This window comes from Urechidicola vernalis (assembly GCF_031846385.1).
GTDB classification, from domain to species: Bacteria; Bacteroidota; Bacteroidia; order Flavobacteriales; family Flavobacteriaceae; genus Urechidicola; species Urechidicola vernalis.
In genome coordinates this window covers 933,217-949,812 of record NZ_JAVRHV010000001.1, presented here as the reverse complement: position 1 = coordinate 949,812, position 16,596 = coordinate 933,217, and the positions used below count along the sequence as shown (strand labels likewise).

General features: G+C 34.4%; 13 protein-coding genes. 10 read left to right on the top strand and 3 right to left on the bottom strand.

The features are described 5' to 3' along the window. Window positions 1-11 precede the first annotated feature (11 nt). The 9 genes from nusG (at window position 12) to RM519_RS04190 (ending at window position 11,781) form a co-directional block, all read left to right on the top strand. Window positions 12-563, top strand: a complete 552-nt coding sequence (gene nusG / locus RM519_RS04230) for a transcription termination/antitermination protein NusG (RefSeq protein ID WP_311592313.1) — start codon at window positions 12-14, stop codon at window positions 561-563. A gap of 77 nt (window positions 564-640) precedes the next feature. Beyond that, window positions 641-1,084 carry a 50S ribosomal protein L11 gene (rplK, locus tag RM519_RS04225; protein WP_311592312.1) on the top strand — a complete coding sequence of 148 codons (444 nt, stop codon included), beginning with the start codon at window positions 641-643 and terminating at the stop codon, window positions 1,082-1,084. Between the two features lie 13 nt (window positions 1,085-1,097). Then, a complete protein-coding gene (rplA, locus tag RM519_RS04220) occupies window positions 1,098-1,790 on the top strand; it encodes a 50S ribosomal protein L1 (protein WP_311592311.1) in 693 nt (230 codons plus the stop codon). 10 nt (window positions 1,791-1,800) lie between these two features. Next, on the top strand, window positions 1,801-2,319 hold the full coding sequence (rplJ, locus tag RM519_RS04215) for a 50S ribosomal protein L10 (protein WP_311592310.1): 519 nt from the start codon (window positions 1,801-1,803) through the stop codon (window positions 2,317-2,319). A gap of 44 nt (window positions 2,320-2,363) precedes the next feature. Beyond that, the gene (gene rplL / locus RM519_RS04210; RefSeq protein ID WP_311592309.1) at window positions 2,364-2,738 is read left to right on the top strand and encodes a 50S ribosomal protein L7/L12; all 375 of its coding nucleotides are present in this window, start codon (window positions 2,364-2,366) and stop codon (window positions 2,736-2,738) included. A 120-nt stretch (window positions 2,739-2,858) separates the two neighbouring features. Continuing rightward, window positions 2,859-6,674 carry a DNA-directed RNA polymerase subunit beta gene (rpoB, locus tag RM519_RS04205; RefSeq protein ID WP_311592308.1) on the top strand — a complete coding sequence of 1,272 codons (3,816 nt, stop codon included), beginning with the start codon at window positions 2,859-2,861 and terminating at the stop codon, window positions 6,672-6,674. Window positions 6,675-6,750: 76 nt separating this feature from the next. Then, window positions 6,751-11,028 (top strand): DNA-directed RNA polymerase subunit beta', encoded by a 4,278-nt coding sequence (gene rpoC, locus RM519_RS04200; protein WP_311592307.1) that lies wholly within the window; start codon window positions 6,751-6,753, stop codon window positions 11,026-11,028. 3 nt (window positions 11,029-11,031) lie between these two features. After that, entirely contained in the window at window positions 11,032-11,346 is a 315-nt protein-coding gene (locus RM519_RS04195; protein WP_311592306.1) for a DUF3467 domain-containing protein, read from the top strand. A 105-nt stretch (window positions 11,347-11,451) separates the two neighbouring features. Then, complete coding sequence (locus tag RM519_RS04190) at window positions 11,452-11,781, top strand: Mpo1-like protein (RefSeq protein WP_311592305.1); 330 nt, start codon at window positions 11,452-11,454, stop codon at window positions 11,779-11,781. Here the strand turns inward: RM519_RS04190 and RM519_RS04185 are convergent. From RM519_RS04185 to htpG, 3 genes are all read right to left on the bottom strand, one after another. After that, window positions 11,773-12,729 (bottom strand): M20/M25/M40 family metallo-hydrolase, encoded by a 957-nt coding sequence (locus tag RM519_RS04185; protein WP_311592304.1) that lies wholly within the window; start codon window positions 12,727-12,729, stop codon window positions 11,773-11,775. The two genes, RM519_RS04190 and RM519_RS04185, sit on opposite strands and share 9 nt — an antisense overlap. Window positions 12,730-12,731: 2 nt before the next feature. Further along, on the bottom strand, window positions 12,732-13,454 hold the full coding sequence (locus RM519_RS04180; protein WP_311592303.1) for a carboxypeptidase-like regulatory domain-containing protein: 723 nt from the start codon (window positions 13,452-13,454) through the stop codon (window positions 12,732-12,734). A gap of 61 nt (window positions 13,455-13,515) precedes the next feature. Then, the gene (gene htpG, locus RM519_RS04175; RefSeq protein ID WP_311592302.1) at window positions 13,516-15,429 is read right to left on the bottom strand and encodes a molecular chaperone HtpG; all 1,914 of its coding nucleotides are present in this window, start codon (window positions 15,427-15,429) and stop codon (window positions 13,516-13,518) included. A 147-nt stretch (window positions 15,430-15,576) separates the two neighbouring features. Here htpG and RM519_RS04170 point away from each other — a divergent pair, with 147 nt between their 5' ends. Further along, window positions 15,577-16,584 (top strand): 3-oxoacyl-ACP synthase III family protein, encoded by a 1,008-nt coding sequence (locus RM519_RS04170; protein WP_311592301.1) that lies wholly within the window; start codon window positions 15,577-15,579, stop codon window positions 16,582-16,584. The last annotated feature ends 12 nt before the right edge of the window (window positions 16,585-16,596 follow it).

Genomic DNA, 16,596 nt, shown 5'->3' with positions numbered 1-16,596 from the left:
GATAAATTGTTATGGCTGATTCTGTTAAGAAATGGTATGTAGTGAGAGCTATTGGTGGGCAAGAAAATAAAGTTAAAAACTATATCGAAAATGAAATCACTCGTTTGAATATTGGTGATTACATCGATCAAGTTCTTGTTCCAACAGAAAAGGTTATTCAAGTGCGTGATGGAAAGAAAATAAACAAAGAAAGAGTTTATTTTCCTGGTTACATCATGATTCAAGCAAATTTGAGTGGAGAGATTCCTCATATTGTGAAGGCGGTTCCAGGAGTAATTGGATTTTTAGGTGAAGTTAAAGGAGGAGATCCTGTGCCGTTAAGAAGATCTGAAGTAAATAGAATGCTAGGTAAAGTTGATGAACTAGCGATTCAAAATGAAAATGTAGCGATTCCTTATATGGTTGGTGAAACGGTAAAAGTTGTTGATGGTCCTTTTAATGGATTCGACGGTTCTATCGAGAAGATAAATGAAGAGAAGAGGAAATTAGAAGTAATGGTAAAGATTTTCGGAAGAAAAACACCATTGGAACTAAGTTACATGCAAGTAGAAAAAATTTCATAATTGTTACATTAATATTTATTGATATTTCGTTTTAGCTTCCAACAAAATTGAAATATCTAACCTAATTAAGTTAAAAGATGGCAAAAGAAATAAGCAAGGTTGTAAAATTACAAGTGCGTGGAGGAGCTGCAAACCCTTCACCACCAGTTGGACCAGCTTTAGGTGCTGCCGGAGTTAACATTATGGAGTTCTGTAAGCAATTTAATGCTAGAACTCAAGACAAACAAGGGAAAGTTTTACCAGTAGCAATTACTGTGTATAAAGACAAGTCTTTTGATTTTGTTGTGAAAACTCCACCAGCTGCAGTGCAAATTTTAGAAGCAGCAAAGATTAAAAAAGGTTCAGGAGAACCAAATAGAAACAAAGTAGCTACCGTTACTTGGGATCAATTAAAAGTTATAGCAGAAGACAAAATGCCTGATTTGAATGCATTTACTGTTGAATCAGCTATGCTAATGATGGCAGGTACTGCTAGATCTATGGGTATCAAGGTGAAAGGAACAGCTCCAGTTAAACTTTAAAAATTTTTAAGAAATGGCAAAATTAACTAAAAATCAAAAAGAGGCTGTAGCTAAAGTGGATAGATCACAATCGTTAAACGTGAGTGATGCATCTGCATTGATTAAAGAAATTACGAATGTGAAATTTGACGCATCGGTTGATTTAGCAATTCGTTTGGGTGTAGATCCACGTAAAGCTAATCAAATGGTTAGAGGGGTTGTAACATTACCTCACGGAACTGGAAAAGATGTAAAAGTATTGGCATTGGTAACACCAGATAAAGAAGCAGATGCTAAAGAAGCAGGGGCTGATTATGTTGGTTTAGATGAGTACCTTCAAAAGATTAAAGGAGGTTGGACAGATGTTGACGTAATTATCACTATGCCAAGTGTAATGGGTAAATTAGGACCTTTAGGACGTGTTTTAGGACCGAGAGGATTAATGCCTAACCCAAAGACTGGTACAGTAACAATGGATGTTGCAAAAGCGGTTAAAGATGTAAAGGCTGGTAAGATTGACTTTAAAGTTGATAAAACTGGAATTGTACATGCTGCGATTGGAAAATCATCTTTCGACACTGATAAACTTGCAGAAAATGCAAATGAGTTAATTCAAACGATTATTAAATTGAAGCCAACAGCATCAAAAGGAACTTATATTAAGAGCATTTACATGTCTTCTACTATGAGCCCTTCAGTTGCTATTGATATTAAATCAGTTTCGTAAATTTTATATTATGACAAGAGAAGAAAAATCACAAGTAATAGAAGATTTAACAACTCAATTAGCTGATGGAAATATCATTTATTTGGCTGATATTTCAGGATTGGATGCATTGAGTACTTCTAACTTACGTCGCGCTTGTTTTAAAGCAGATGTAAAATTAGCAGTTGTTAAAAATACATTGCTGTCAAAAGCGATGGAAAAATCTGATAAAGAATTTGGTGAATTACCTGAAACATTAAAAGGTAATACATCTATTATGATTGCTGAAGTTGGTAATGCACCGGCTAAAGTAATTAAAGAGTTCCGTAAGAATTCTGACAAACCTATCTTAAAAGGAGCGTATGTTGAAGAAGCAATCTATGTTGGAGATGACCAATTAGATGCACTTGTAAGCATTAAGTCTAAAGAAGAGGTAATTGGAGAAATTATTGGAATCTTACAATCACCAGCGAAGAATGTTATTTCTGCATTAAAATCAGGAGGAACGACATTGTCTGGAATTGTTAAGACATTATCAGAAAAAGAATAAGCACTAAATATAATACTAAATACAAATTTTTAAAACAAAAGAAAATGGCAGAATTAAAAGATTTCGCAGAACAATTAGTTAACTTAACAGTAAAAGAAGTTAATGAATTAGCAGCTATTTTAAAAGATGAATATGGAATTGAGCCAGCAGCAGCTGCAGTAGCAGTAGCAGGTCCAGCAGCAGGTGGAGCAGATGCAGCAGATGAGCAAACTGAATTCGATGTTATCTTAAAAGCAGCAGGAGCTTCTAAATTAGCAGTTGTAAAATTAGTTAAAGAATTAACTGGTTTAGGATTGAAAGAAGCTAAAGGAATTGTTGATAGCGCACCAGCGCCAATCAAAGAAGGTATCTCTAAAGACGAGGCTGAAGGTCTTGTAAAATCTTTAGAAGAGGCTGGAGCTGAGGTAGAGCTTAAGTAAGCATCTCCTTTTTACACAAATAAAGGTTTAGGTCTTTGGGTAACCAAATAGACCTAAACCATTTTGCGTATATATTCGTTCTTATATTTTTAACTGACTTTTAATTAAAAAATGTGTCCATTGGCAACGAAAATTAATACCGAAAGAATTAACTTCTCATCAGCAAAATTGACTACTGAATATCCAGATTTTTTAGATATTCAGATAAAATCTTTCCAAGATTTCTTTCAATTAAAAACAAAAGCTGACGAAAGAAGTGCCGAAGGTTTATATAAAACTTTCACCGACAACTTCCCAATCACTGATACTAGAAATCAATTCGTTTTAGAATTTCTAGACTACTTTGTAGATCCTCCAAGATATTCCATTAGAGAATGTATAGAAAGAGGATTAACTCATAGTGTGCCTTTAAAAGCACGTCTTAAATTGTATTGTACTGATCCAGAGCATGAGGATTTTGAAACAATTGTACAAGATGTTTATTTAGGAACCATTCCATATATGACTGAAAGTGGAACTTTCGTTATTAATGGAGCAGAACGTGTAGTAGTTTCTCAATTACACCGTTCTCCAGGGGTATTCTTCGGACAATCGTTCCACGCAAACGGAACTAAATTATATTCAGCAAGGGTAATTCCTTTTAAAGGTTCTTGGATAGAGTTTGCAACAGATATCAATCAAGTAATGTATGCTTATATTGATAGAAAGAAAAAATTACCAGTTACGACACTTTTCCGTGCTATCGGTTTCGAAAGAGATAAAGATATCTTAGAGATTTTTGATTTAGCAGAGGAAGTAAAAGTTTCTAAAAGCGGTTTAAAAAGAGTTTTAGGACGTAAAACAGCTGCGCGTATATTAAAAACATGGTTCGAGGATTTCGTTGATGAAGATACTGGAGAGGTAGTATCTATTGAACGTAACGAAATTGTATTTGACCGTGATACTATTTTAGAAAAAGAACATATAGACGAAATTGTAGAATCAGGTTCAAAGACTATTCTTTTGCATAAAGAGGATAATCAGATGGCTGATTATGCAATTATTCATAATACGTTACAAAAAGATCCAACAAACTCTGAAAAAGAGGCTGTTGAACATATTTATAGACAATTACGTAATGCTGAGCCGCCAGATTATGAGACGGCAAAAGGTATTATTGATAAATTATTCTTCTCAGAACAACGTTACAACTTAGGTGAAGTAGGTCGTTTTAGAATGAATAAAAAATTAGAACTTAATGTTGATATGGACATTAAAGTTTTAACAAAAGAAGACATTATTACCATCATCAAGAACTTAATTAACTTGGTGAACTCTAAAGCTGAAGTTGATGATATTGATCACTTATCTAACCGTCGTGTACGTACAGTTGGTGAACAATTAGCTTCTCAGTTTGGAGTAGGACTTTCTCGTATGGCACGTACTATTCGTGAGCGTATGAACGTTCGTGATAATGAGGTGTTTACTCCAATTGATTTGATTAATGCAAAGACCTTGTCTTCTGTAATTAATTCATTTTTTGGTACAAACCAATTATCTCAGTTTATGGATCAAACAAATCCATTGGCAGAGATTACACACAAACGTCGTTTATCAGCATTAGGACCTGGAGGTTTATCTAGAGAAAGAGCAGGATTCGAGGTTCGTGATGTTCACTATACTCATTATGGTCGTTTATGTCCAATTGAAACTCCTGAGGGACCAAACATTGGTTTGATTTCTTCTTTAGCTGTATTTGCTAAAGTAAATAACTTAGGATTTATTGAGACGGCTTATAGAAAGGTTGAAGATGGAGTTGTAAATACTACAGATGAACCAATCTATTTATCAGCAGAGGAAGAAGAAGGAATGAAGTTTGCCCAGTCAAACTTACCTTTAGATGCTGAAGGTAAATTTGAAGCTGATAGAGTAATTACGCGTGTTGAGGCGGATTATCCAGTAGTTGAGCCAACTGAGGTGAACTTTATGGATGTTGCACCAAACCAAATTGCATCTATATCTGCATCGCTAATTCCATTCTTGGAGCATGATGATGCGAACCGTGCATTGATGGGATCGAACATGATGCGTCAAGCAGTTCCATTATTACGTCCAGAGTCTCCAATTGTAGGTACTGGTTTAGAGCGTAGAGTTGCAAAAGATTCTCGTATCTTAATCAATGCTGAAGGAGCAGGGGTTGTAGAATATGTAGATTCTCAAATCATTACTATCAAATATGATAGAACTGATGAAGAGCGTAAAGTAAGTTTTGATGTGGATGAGAAAACATACAAACTTATTAAGTTTAGAAAGACGAATCAAGGAACATCAATTAACTTAAAGCCAATTGTTAAGAAAGGTGATAGAGTTGAAGAAGGACAAGTTCTTTGTGAAGGATATGCTACTCAAAAAGGTGAATTAGCCTTAGGTAGAAATATGAAAGTGGCCTTTATGCCTTGGAAAGGGTATAACTTTGAGGATGCGATTGTAATTTCTGAAAAAGTAGTAAAAGAAGATATCTTTACATCTATTCATATTGATGAGTATTCATTAGATGTGAGAGATACAAAATTAGGAGCAGAGGAATTGACAAACGATATTCCAAACGTTTCTGAGGAGGCAACCAAAGACTTAGACGAGAATGGAATGATTCGAATCGGAGCGGAGGTAAATCCTGGAGATATTTTAATTGGTAAGATTACACCAAAAGGTGAGTCTGATCCAACACCAGAGGAAAAATTATTAAGAGCCATCTTTGGTGATAAAGCGGGTGATGTAAAAGATGCTTCATTAAAGGCATCTCCATCATTAAGCGGTGTTGTTATCGATAAAAAATTGTTTAAAAGAGCAGTTAAAGATAAGACAAAGAGAGCTAGAGATAAGGAAGATATCGCTCGTTTAGAAGCGGAGTTCACGGTGAAGTTTGATGAGTTGAAAGCTCAATTAGTTGATAAGTTATTTGCATTGGTAAATGGAAAAACTTCTCAAGGAGTGAAAAATGATTTGGGTGAAGAAGTATTACCAAAAGGTAAGAAATACACTCAAAAAATGTTAAACTCTGTTGAAGATTATGCACATTTAACTAGAGGTTCTTGGACAACTGATAAGGACTTAAATGGACATGTTGCTGAATTAATTCACAACTATAAAATTAAATTAAACGATCTTCAAGGATCATTACGTCGTGAGAAATTTACGATCTCTGTAGGAGATGAATTACCTGCAGGAATTGTAAAATTAGCGAAGGTTTATATTGCTAAAAAGCGTAAACTTAAAGTAGGTGATAAAATGGCGGGTCGTCACGGTAACAAAGGTATTGTTGCACGTATCGTTCGTCAAGAGGATATGCCATTCTTAGAAGATGGAACACCAGTAGATATCGTATTAAATCCACTTGGGGTACCTTCTCGTATGAATATTGGGCAGATTTATGAAACAGTTCTTGGATGGGCTGGAGAGAAATTAGATACCAAGTATGCTACTCCTATTTTTGACGGTGCAAATATTGATGAAATCAATGCATTAACTGATGAGGCAGGAGTACCAAGATATGGTCATACTTACTTGTATGATGGTGGAACTGGAGAGCGTTTTGATCAACCTGCAACGGTTGGTATCATTTATATGATTAAATTAGGTCATATGATTGATGATAAAATGCACGCACGTTCTATTGGACCATACTCATTAATTACGCAGCAACCATTAGGTGGTAAAGCGCAATTTGGAGGTCAGCGTTTTGGAGAGATGGAAGTTTGGGCATTAGAGGCTTATGGAGCATCTAGTATCTTAAGAGAAATCTTAACAGTTAAATCGGATGATGTTTTAGGTAGAGCAAAAACTTACGAGGCAATCGTAAAAGGAGATACTATGCCTGAACCAGGTTTACCAGAATCATTTAACGTATTAATGCACGAACTGAAAGGTTTAGGCTTAGACGTTAGATTAGAGGAATAATAAAAACTTGTAGTTAGGAGTTTTAAAACTCCTAACTACTTTATTTAATTTTTACATAAAATTCGAAACCATTATCATGGCAAAAAGAAACGATAAATACACTGTAAAAAAATTCAATAAAATATCAATTGGTTTAGCATCACCTGAGAAAATTTTAGGAGACTCTAAAGGTGAAGTGTTAAAACCAGAAACCATTAATTACCGTACACATAAACCTGAAAGAGATGGATTGTTTTGTGAGCGAATTTTTGGCCCAATAAAAGATTTCGAATGTGCTTGTGGTAAGTACAAGAGAATTCGTTACCGCGGTATCGTTTGTGATCGTTGTGGTGTTGAAGTAACAGAAAAGAAAGTACGTAGAGATAGAGTTGGACACATTAACTTGGTAGTCCCTGTTGCTCATATTTGGTACTTTAGATCATTACCTAACAAAATGGGATACCTTTTAGGTTTGCCATCTAAAAAGTTAGATATGATTATTTACTACGAACGTTACGTGGTAATTCAACCTGCAGGTGCAAAAAATGCTGAAGGAGAACCATTGCAGAAAATGGACTTCTTAACAGAAGAAGAATATTTAGATATTCAGGAATCTTTCCCAATCGAGAATCAATATTTAGACGATAATGATCCGGAAAAATTCATCGCTAAGATGGGTGCTGAATGTTTAATTGATTTATTAGCTCGTATCGATTTAGATGCGTTGTCTTATGAATTACGTCATAAAGCAAACACAGAAACTTCTAAACAACGTAAAACAGAGGCTTTAAAGCGTTTGAATGTTGTTGAAGCATTCCGTGATTCAAATAAAAATAGAGAGAATAAACCAGAGTGGATGATTATGAAGGCGGTTCCTGTAATTCCACCAGAATTACGTCCGTTAGTGCCACTAGATGGAGGTCGTTTTGCAACGTCTGATTTAAATGATTTATATAGAAGGGTAATTATCCGTAACAATCGTTTAAAGCGTTTAGTTGAAATTAAAGCTCCTGAGGTAATTCTTAGAAATGAGAAGCGTATGTTACAAGAATCTGTAGATTCATTGTTTGATAACACACGTAAATCATCAGCAGTAAAAACAGAATCTAACAGACCTTTAAAATCTTTATCAGATTCATTAAAAGGTAAACAAGGACGTTTCCGTCAAAACTTGTTAGGTAAGCGTGTTGATTATTCTGCGCGTTCCGTAATTGTTGTTGGACCAACATTAAAATTATACGAATGTGGATTGCCAAAAGGAATGGCAGCAGAATTATACAAGCCTTTCATTATCCGTAAATTGATTGAGAGAGGAATTGTTAAGACTGTAAAATCGGCAAAGAAAATTATAGACAAAAGAGAACCAGTTGTTTGGGATATCTTAGAGAATGTATTGAAAGGACACCCAGTATTACTGAATCGTGCCCCTACGTTACACCGTCTAGGTATCCAAGCGTTCCAGCCAAAATTAATTGAAGGAAAAGCAATTCAATTACACCCATTAGTATGTACGGCCTTTAATGCCGATTTTGATGGGGATCAAATGGCGGTTCACTTACCATTGGGACCAGAAGCAATATTAGAGGCACAGTTGTTATTATTAGCATCTCACTCTGTATTGAATCCAGCCAATGGTGCACCAATTACTGTACCTTCTCAGGATATGGTACTTGGGTTATATTATATGACTAAAGAAAGGTTATCTACTCCAGACTTTAAAGTGAAAGGAGAAGGGTTAACTTTCTATTCGCCAGAAGAGGTTACGATTGCTTTCAATGAAAAGCGCGTTGATTTGAATGCATCAATTACGGTTAGAACGTTTGATGTAGATGAAAATGGTGAGCAGGTTAAGAAATTAATCAAAACTACTGTAGGTAGAGTTTTATTTAACGAAGTTGTTCCTAAAGAAGCAGGATATATTAATGAAGTCTTAACTAAAAAATCTTTAAGAGATATTATTGGTGAGATTCTAAAAGTAACTAGTATTCCAGCAATTGGAAGTTTCTTAGATGAAATTAAAGATATGGGATACAAATTTGCATTCCAAGGAGGTCTTTCATTTAGTTTAGGTGATATTATTATTCCAGCTGAAAAAACAAAGATGATTTCTGATGCCAATGAGCAGGTTGATTCTATTAGAAACAACTATAACATGGGTATGCTTACAAACAAGGAACGTTACAACCAAGTTATTGATATTTGGGGTTCTGCAAACAACCGTTTGACAGAATTATCTATGAAACGTTTACGTGAAGATCAACAAGGATTTAACTCAGTATTTATGATGTTAGATTCTGGAGCAAGGGGATCTAAAGAGCAAATTCGTCAGTTAACTGGTATGCGTGGATTAATGGCAAAGCCTAAAAAATCTACTGCAGGTGGTGGTGAAATTATTGAAAATCCGATTCTTTCTAACTTTAAAGAAGGTCTTTCAATTCTTGAATACTTTATCTCTACGCACGGTGCGCGTAAGGGACTTGCAGATACTGCCTTGAAAACGGCAGATGCGGGTTACTTAACACGTCGTTTGGTTGATGTTTCGCAAGATGTAATTGTAAATGAAGTTGATTGTGGTACGTTAAGAGGTTTAGAGATTGCTCCTTTAAAGAAAAATGAGGAAGTAGTTGAAAAATTAAGTGAGCGTATTGTTGGACGTGTTTCTTTACATGATGTAGTTGATCCTTTAACTAGTGAGAAATATGTTTCTGCTGGTGAAGAAATTACCGAGTTAATTGCGGAGAGCATTGAGGCATCACCAATAGATACTGTTGAAGTTCGTTCAGCATTAACATGTGAGGCTAAACGTGGTATCTGTGCAAAATGTTACGGACATAGTTTATCAACAAGAAAAATGGTTCAAAAAGGTGAGGCTGTTGGTGTTATCGCTGCACAATCAATTGGAGAACCTGGTACTCAGTTAACATTAAGAACGTTCCACGTTGGTGGTGTTGCTGGGAACATTTCTGAAGATAATAAGTTAGAAAGTAAATTTGACGGTAATATAACTATTGAAGACTTAAGAACTGTAAAAGGTGATGATGGTCAAGGTAATGAAGTTGACATTGTAATCTCTAGAACATCAGAAATTAAGATAACTGATAAGAAAACTGGAATTAACCTAAGTACTCAGAACATTCCTTATGGTTCATTTATCTTTATTAAAGATAAAAAGACAATCAAGAAAGGTGATGTTATTTGTCAGTGGGATCCATTTAACGGTGTAATTGTTTCTGAATTTGCAGGAAAAGTTATTTACGAAAACTTAGAGAAGGATGTAAATTATTCTGTAGAGATTGATGAGCAAACTGGATTCCAAGAAAAAGTAATTACTGAATCTAAGAATAAGAAAGTAATACCAACAATTTTAATTGAAGGTAAAGATGGAGAGGTTTTAAGATCTTATAGTTTACCTGTAGGTGCACACTTAATCGTAAATGATGGTGATGCTATTCAAACAGGTCAAACGTTAGTTAAAATCCCTCGTAAGTCTGGTAAAGCAGGAGATATTACAGGAGGTTTACCACGTGTTACGGAGTTATTCGAAGCACGTAACCCATCTAACCCAGCAGTAGTTTCTGCAATTGATGGTGTGGTTTCTTTCGGTAAGATTAAGAGAGGTAATAGAGAGATTATTATCGAATCTAAATACGGAGATATCAAGAAATACTTGGTGAAATTGTCGAATCAAATTTTAGTTCAAGAGAACGATTTTGTGAAAGCAGGTATGCCATTATCTGATGGTGCAACGACTCCAGCGGATATCTTAAGTATATTAGGCCCAACAGCGGTTCAAGAATTCTTAGTAAATGAGATTCAAGAAGTGTACCGTTTACAAGGGGTAAAAATTAACGATAAGCACTTTGAGGTAGTCGTACGTCAAATGATGCGTAAAGTTAAGATTATCGATTCTGGAGATACGTTATTCTTAGAAAATGACTTAGTTCATAAAAATGATTTCATTACTGATAATGATAAGATTTATGGAATGAAAGTTGTTGAAGAAGCTGGAGATTCTGAAAACTTAAAAGCAGGGCAAATTATTTCGCCACGTGATTTAAGAGATGAAAATTCACTTTTAAAGAGAGAAGACAAGGCTTTAGTTGTTGCGCGTGATGCACAACCTGCTACTGCTGAGCAAATATTACAGGGAATTACAAGAGCATCGTTACAAACGAAATCGTTTATTTCTGCTGCTTCGTTCCAAGAAACTACGAAAGTGTTAAATGAGGCTGCCGTTAATGGTAAGATCGATACTTTAGAAGGATTAAAGGAGAATGTAATTGTTGGTAAGCGTATTCCTGCAGGAACAGGATTAAGAGAATATGATAAACTTATCGTTGGCTCAAAAGAGGAAATGGAAAGTTCTAATTTTTAATCCATGGCAGATCAAAAACCACAAAAAGACGGTAAATTAAATATTGAATTGGATGAGAAAGTTGCTGAAGGAACGTATTCGAACCTAGCAATTATCAATCATTCTGTATCAGAATTTATCGTAGATTTTATCAATATAATGCCCGGTACACCTAAAGCAAAAGTGAAGTCAAGAATGATCTTAACTCCACAACATGCAAAAAGGTTGGCAAAAGCATTAGCTGATAATGTTAAAAGGTTTGAGAAAGCCCATGGCGAAATTAAAGATTATGAGCAACCTCCAATTCCAATTAATTTTGGACCGACAGGTGAAGCATAAATTAAAAAGCACCAATCGAAAGATTGGTGCTTTTTTTATTACTTAAATTTATGTTCTGTTTATTACTTAACTTTGTAATAACTAAAAGATAAATTGAAATTTTTTATGGAAGAAAGAATCCAATCATACGAAGAGTTTTATAAGTTTTATTTAAAGCAGCACAGTAATACTGTTTGTAGATTCTTACATGTTCTAGGTACCACAATAGTATTAGCGCTAACATTAACTGCAATATATCACGGAGAACCTAAATTGTTAATTTTGGTGCCGTTAGCAGGTTATGGTTTTGCCTGGGTTGGTCATTTTTTCTTTGAGCAAAATCAACCAGCAACTTTTAAGTACCCATTATGGAGTTTAAAGTCAGATTTTAAAATGTACTTCGATATTTTATCGGGTAAAATAGCCTTAAATAACTCTAAAGATCATTTAGTCTAAGAAAGCATCATAATTTTCTATTGCCTGAATAATCATTTCAACGGCATCAACATAAAATTCTTGATTTATGGTCTCGAAGGTGTCTGTGTGCTTATGATAATCTTTATGGTCTTCTACACCAAAGTAAATAAATGGAATACCTGCTCTATGAAAAATTCTATGATCAGAAGAATTTGTCCAATCATCTAAGTCATCATTATTCGGATCGTCATGTCCATATTTAAGTACTAAGTGTGTATTTAGATCGTCTAATGGTTTTTTTAGTTTTGGGTAATGATAAAGCCCAGATGCGTAAATTGTTGAATCGCTATGCGCAATCATATCCATATTTATATTCATGGCTATTTTGGCAGTATCCATTGGAAAATTCTTTAATAAATAGTCCGCTCCTAAAGAACCGATTTCTTCTGCATCAACTGCAGCAAACACCAAGGAGTGCTTCATTTGTTTATTTTTAAAATATTCGACCATTGCAAGCAATGCGGCAGTTCCTGATGCATCATCATCTGCACCGTTATATATTTTATCGTTTCTTATACCTAGGTGGTCTAAATGACCTGTAATAACAATTGTCTTATCCGTTTTACCTTTTAAATAGGCTGCAACATTTCCTCCAATAACAGTTGTGTCTGGCACATTACTAAAATCTTCATTTGGGTTTGCAATTGGATATATTCGTTGTCTTCTTTTACCTTTAAAAGTATAAGGATATTCTTGTATGTAATTATTTTCAAAAGCGGGTATAGCACCTAATTTTTCAAATTCTTTAGCTAAGTAAATTTGAGTTTTCTTATTGCCTTCAGTTCCAAAAAAACGACCTTCAGTAGAATCGTGGGCAATGGCTTTTAAATTAAGAAGTAATTTTTCAGAATTAATTGAAATTGTATTTTTTTGATTTTGACAAGAAATTAAAAAACTTAGAATAAAAAGTGATAGTATGTATTTCATGATTAATGTTTATGGTTTTCGTTAGTGCATTCATATTTTTTCTTAAACAAATTTCCAATTCGTCGAAAAATTGAAGGTTTTTCATATGAAGTAATTACGACTTCGCCTATTAAGAAATTGGAATCAGTCATTACTTCATTTATTGTTATATGATTAGTATTTAACATAATTTTCTGTTTGATTACCTCAAATCCGATAAAAGAAACAGTTATAATTTCATTTAATTTGACTTCTGAACGATTTAATATTAATTCAAAGTTTCCATGCCAGTCAGTCGTGGCACCTTTTTTTATTCTATCGATTGAAATATTGGCACCTGGTAGTGGTCCATTCAAACCTTTAATATTACCTGAGATAACAATGGAATCGTTAAGAATTAAATTTTCAGTTGAATTTTTTGTTTCATTAAATTCAATTTGATTTTCATTCTTTTGGGAAAATATTGGAGAGTTTAAAGTCAAAAATGTTGGAATACTTAAAAGTAACGCCAGTCTTCCAAACTTCGGTTTTTCACGTATACTGAGTTTTTGATTTATTTGATTTTGGTTAAATCTACCGCAAATTTCGGAATTAGATTTCACGAGTAAGCCTAACTCCTGTTTAGTAGTAAATCGAAAATCGAAAACTTCCTTTTTACAAGAAGCGCAATACCTTCCTCTTTCGGTTGTGGACATCTCATTCCATTTTTCATGGCAGGGCTTAGGTATTTCAATTTTGAATTGCATCGAAAAATAAAGGTACAAAAAAACCCGCTTATAAGCGGGTTTCAATTATTTATAGTCTAGATTATTTAATCAATTCGTAACTACGTTTAATAAAGTTGGTCAACTCTTCACCATGTAATAGGTTTTGAGACAACTTGGCTAAATCAAACGTTTGCTTAATTAAACGTTCTTGTTTTTTAGCGGTTTTAGTGTTCAGAATCTCACCAACTAAATCGCTGTTTGTATTTACAACTAAGTTGTACATGTCTGGGAAGTTACCCATACCCATCATACCGCCTCCACCAGTTGCTTGCATCTCTTTCATTCTACGCATAAATTCTGGTTGCGTAATTATAAAAGGATTGGCGGAAGAGTCCATCGCTTCTAATTGTACAGTATACGTTTCTTTTGGAATTGATCCTTCTAGTACTTCCTTTAATTTAGTTTGCTCATCTTCACTTAATTTTGAGATTTTGTTGTCATCCTTTTTTATAAGGTTGTCAATGTGATCTCCGTCTACACGCACAAACGAAATATTCTCTTTACTAGTTTCTAACTTCTGAATTAAATGAGAAACAATTGGAGAGTCTAATAATAATACTTCATATCCCTTTGCTTTTGCATCTTCAATATAGCTGTGTTGTGCCTTTGCGTCAGAGGCATATAAAACAATCGTTTTACCGTCTTTATCAGTCTGTGCATCTTTGATTTTTTCAACTAATTCATTCCAGATAAAATGCTCACCTCCAACAGTTGGATATAGTGCAAATTTGTCTGCTTTTTCAAAAAATTTATCTTCAGATAACATTCCGTATTCAATAATGATTTTAATATCATTCCATTTTTCTTCGAATGCTTTTCTGTCATTTTTGAACAAGCTTGCTAGTTTGTCAGCCACCTTACGTGTAATGTAGCTAGAGATCTTCTTCACAGCGCCATCGGCTTGTAAATAACTTCTAGATACATTTAACGGAATGTCCGGTGAATCAATTACCCCACGTAACATTTGTAAGAAATCAGGCACGATTCCCTCTACATTATCCGTTACAAATACTTGGTTTTGGTATAATTGAATTTTATCTTTTTGAGGATCCATGTTCTGCGTTAACTTAGGGAAGTATAAAATTCCTGTTAAGTTAAATGGATAATCTACATTTAAGTGAATATTAAATAAAGGCTCTTCAAACTGCATTGGATACAATTCTCTGTAGAAAGATTTGTAATCTTCTTCCTCTAATTCACTAGGTTGTTTTGTCCAAGCCGGATTTGGATTATTGATAATTGAATCAACAGTAATTTGTCTATGTGGTTCAGTCGTTTCTTTACCATCTTTGTCCGTTGTAGTTTCTGGAGTATGCGAAGGATCATTTACTTCTTTTGTTCCAAACTTAATCGGAATAGGCATAAACTTGTTGTACTTAGAAAGTAATCCTCCAATTTTAGCCTCATCTAAAAACTCCTCAGAATCTTCAGCAATATGTAAAACAATTTCTGTTCCTCTTTCCGTTCTGTCGGTTTCCTCTAATGTATATTGTGGACTTCCGTCACACTCCCAACGAACAGCTTTTGAGTCCTCTTTGTACGATTTTGTATAAATCTCAACCTTCTCAGCGACCATAAAAGCAGAGTAGAATCCAAGACCAAAATGCCCAATAATTCCACTATCAGGAACTTTGTCCTTGTATTTTTCTACAAACTCTTCTGCACCAGAAAAGGCTACTTGATTTATGTATTTTTCAACTTCTTCACCAGTCATACCAATTCCTTGATCAATAATTCTGATTTGTTTGTTGTCTTTGTCAACGATAACCTCTAATCTCGGTTCACCAATATCACCTTTAACCTCACCTAAAGTAGAAAGGTGTTTTAACTTTAAAGTTGCATCAGTTGCATTTGATATAAGTTCTCTTAAGAAAATCTCATGATCTGAGTACAAGAACTTTTTTATAATAGGGAAAATATTTTCTGCTGTTACATTAATGTTTCCAGTTGCCATATTAAATATATTTTTTAATGTTTTATACTTGTTACTTGACAAAAAAAATACCAAATCAAAGTTTGTGACAAGATGTCATTTTCAGTTCTTATGCTGCGCATAACAAAAATTAATTTGCTAACTTTGATTGAAATAAAATAGAAGATTATGTACAATTCGATAATAACTGGAATGGGGCATTTTGTTCCTGACAATGTGGTAACCAATGATGATCTATCAAAAATGATGGATACTAATGATGAATGGATACAAGAAAGAACAGGAATAAAAGAAAGACGCTGGATAAAGGAAGGTAGTGGAGAAACTTCGGCAACTATGGGAGCAAAGGCTGCCAGAATAGCAATTGAAAAAGCAGGGCTAACCAAAGATGATATAGATTTTATAGTTTTTGCAACTTTAAGCCCAGATATGTATTTCCCTGGTTGCGGAGTTCAAATTCAAGATATGTTAGATATGCCAACGATAGGTGCTTTAGATGTCCGAAATCAATGTTCCGGATTTGTCTATGCGCTATCGGTTGCCGATCAATTTATTAAGACAGGAATGTATAAAAATGTTTTGGTAATAGGCTCTGAGTATCATTCAGGAGGATTGGATAAAACGACTAGAGGTAGAGGAGTGTCTGTAATATTTGGAGATGGAGCTGGAGCGGCTATTTTAAGTAGAACGGAAGACAACACTAAAGGTATATTATCGTCTCATTTACATTCTGAAGGGAAACATGCAAGAGAATTAACAGTTGATGGACCAAGTATTGCTAACTGGGTACCGGCTATATTAGAACGAAATGATCCTGATGATACTTCGTACTACCCATATATGAATGGAACTTTTGTGTTTAAGCATGCGGTAGTTCGTTTTTCTGAAGTAATTATGGAAGGCTTGGCAAAAAACAAGTTACAGCCAACAGATATTGATATGTTAATACCGCATCAGGCAAATTTGAGAATTGCACAGTTTATTCAAAAGAAATTTAGACTTGAAGATAGTCAAGTTTTTAATAATATTATGAAGTATGGTAATACAACAGCTGCATCAGTAATTATAGCCTTAACAGAGGCATTTGATAAAGGGAAAATTAAAGATGGAGATTTAGTAGTATTAGCCGCCTTTGGTAGCGGATTTACTTGGGGAAGTGTAATAATGAGATGGTAATTATTTAGTGTA

What these genes read in the sequence shown, in the direction of transcription:
- RM519_RS04180 (WP_311592303.1), bottom strand. Translation starts at nt 13,454, where the DNA reads ATGCAATTCAAAATTGAAATACCTAAGCCCTGCCATGAAAAATGGAAT.
- htpG (WP_311592302.1), bottom strand. Translation starts at nt 15,429, where the DNA reads ATGGCAACTGGAAACATTAATGTAACAGCAGAAAATATTTTCCCTATT.
- RM519_RS04190 (WP_311592305.1), top strand. Translation starts at nt 11,452, where the DNA reads ATGGAAGAAAGAATCCAATCATACGAAGAGTTTTATAAGTTTTATTTA.
- rplA (WP_311592311.1), top strand. Translation starts at nt 1,098, where the DNA reads ATGGCAAAATTAACTAAAAATCAAAAAGAGGCTGTAGCTAAAGTGGAT.
- rpoC (WP_311592307.1), top strand. Translation starts at nt 6,751, where the DNA reads ATGGCAAAAAGAAACGATAAATACACTGTAAAAAAATTCAATAAAATA.
- rplK (WP_311592312.1), top strand. Translation starts at nt 641, where the DNA reads ATGGCAAAAGAAATAAGCAAGGTTGTAAAATTACAAGTGCGTGGAGGA.
- RM519_RS04195 (WP_311592306.1), top strand. Translation starts at nt 11,032, where the DNA reads ATGGCAGATCAAAAACCACAAAAAGACGGTAAATTAAATATTGAATTG.
- rplL (WP_311592309.1), top strand. Translation starts at nt 2,364, where the DNA reads ATGGCAGAATTAAAAGATTTCGCAGAACAATTAGTTAACTTAACAGTA.
- RM519_RS04185 (WP_311592304.1), bottom strand. Translation starts at nt 12,729, where the DNA reads ATGAAATACATACTATCACTTTTTATTCTAAGTTTTTTAATTTCTTGT.
- nusG (WP_311592313.1), top strand. Translation starts at nt 12, where the DNA reads ATGGCTGATTCTGTTAAGAAATGGTATGTAGTGAGAGCTATTGGTGGG.
- RM519_RS04170 (WP_311592301.1), top strand. Translation starts at nt 15,577, where the DNA reads ATGTACAATTCGATAATAACTGGAATGGGGCATTTTGTTCCTGACAAT.
- rplJ (WP_311592310.1), top strand. Translation starts at nt 1,801, where the DNA reads ATGACAAGAGAAGAAAAATCACAAGTAATAGAAGATTTAACAACTCAA.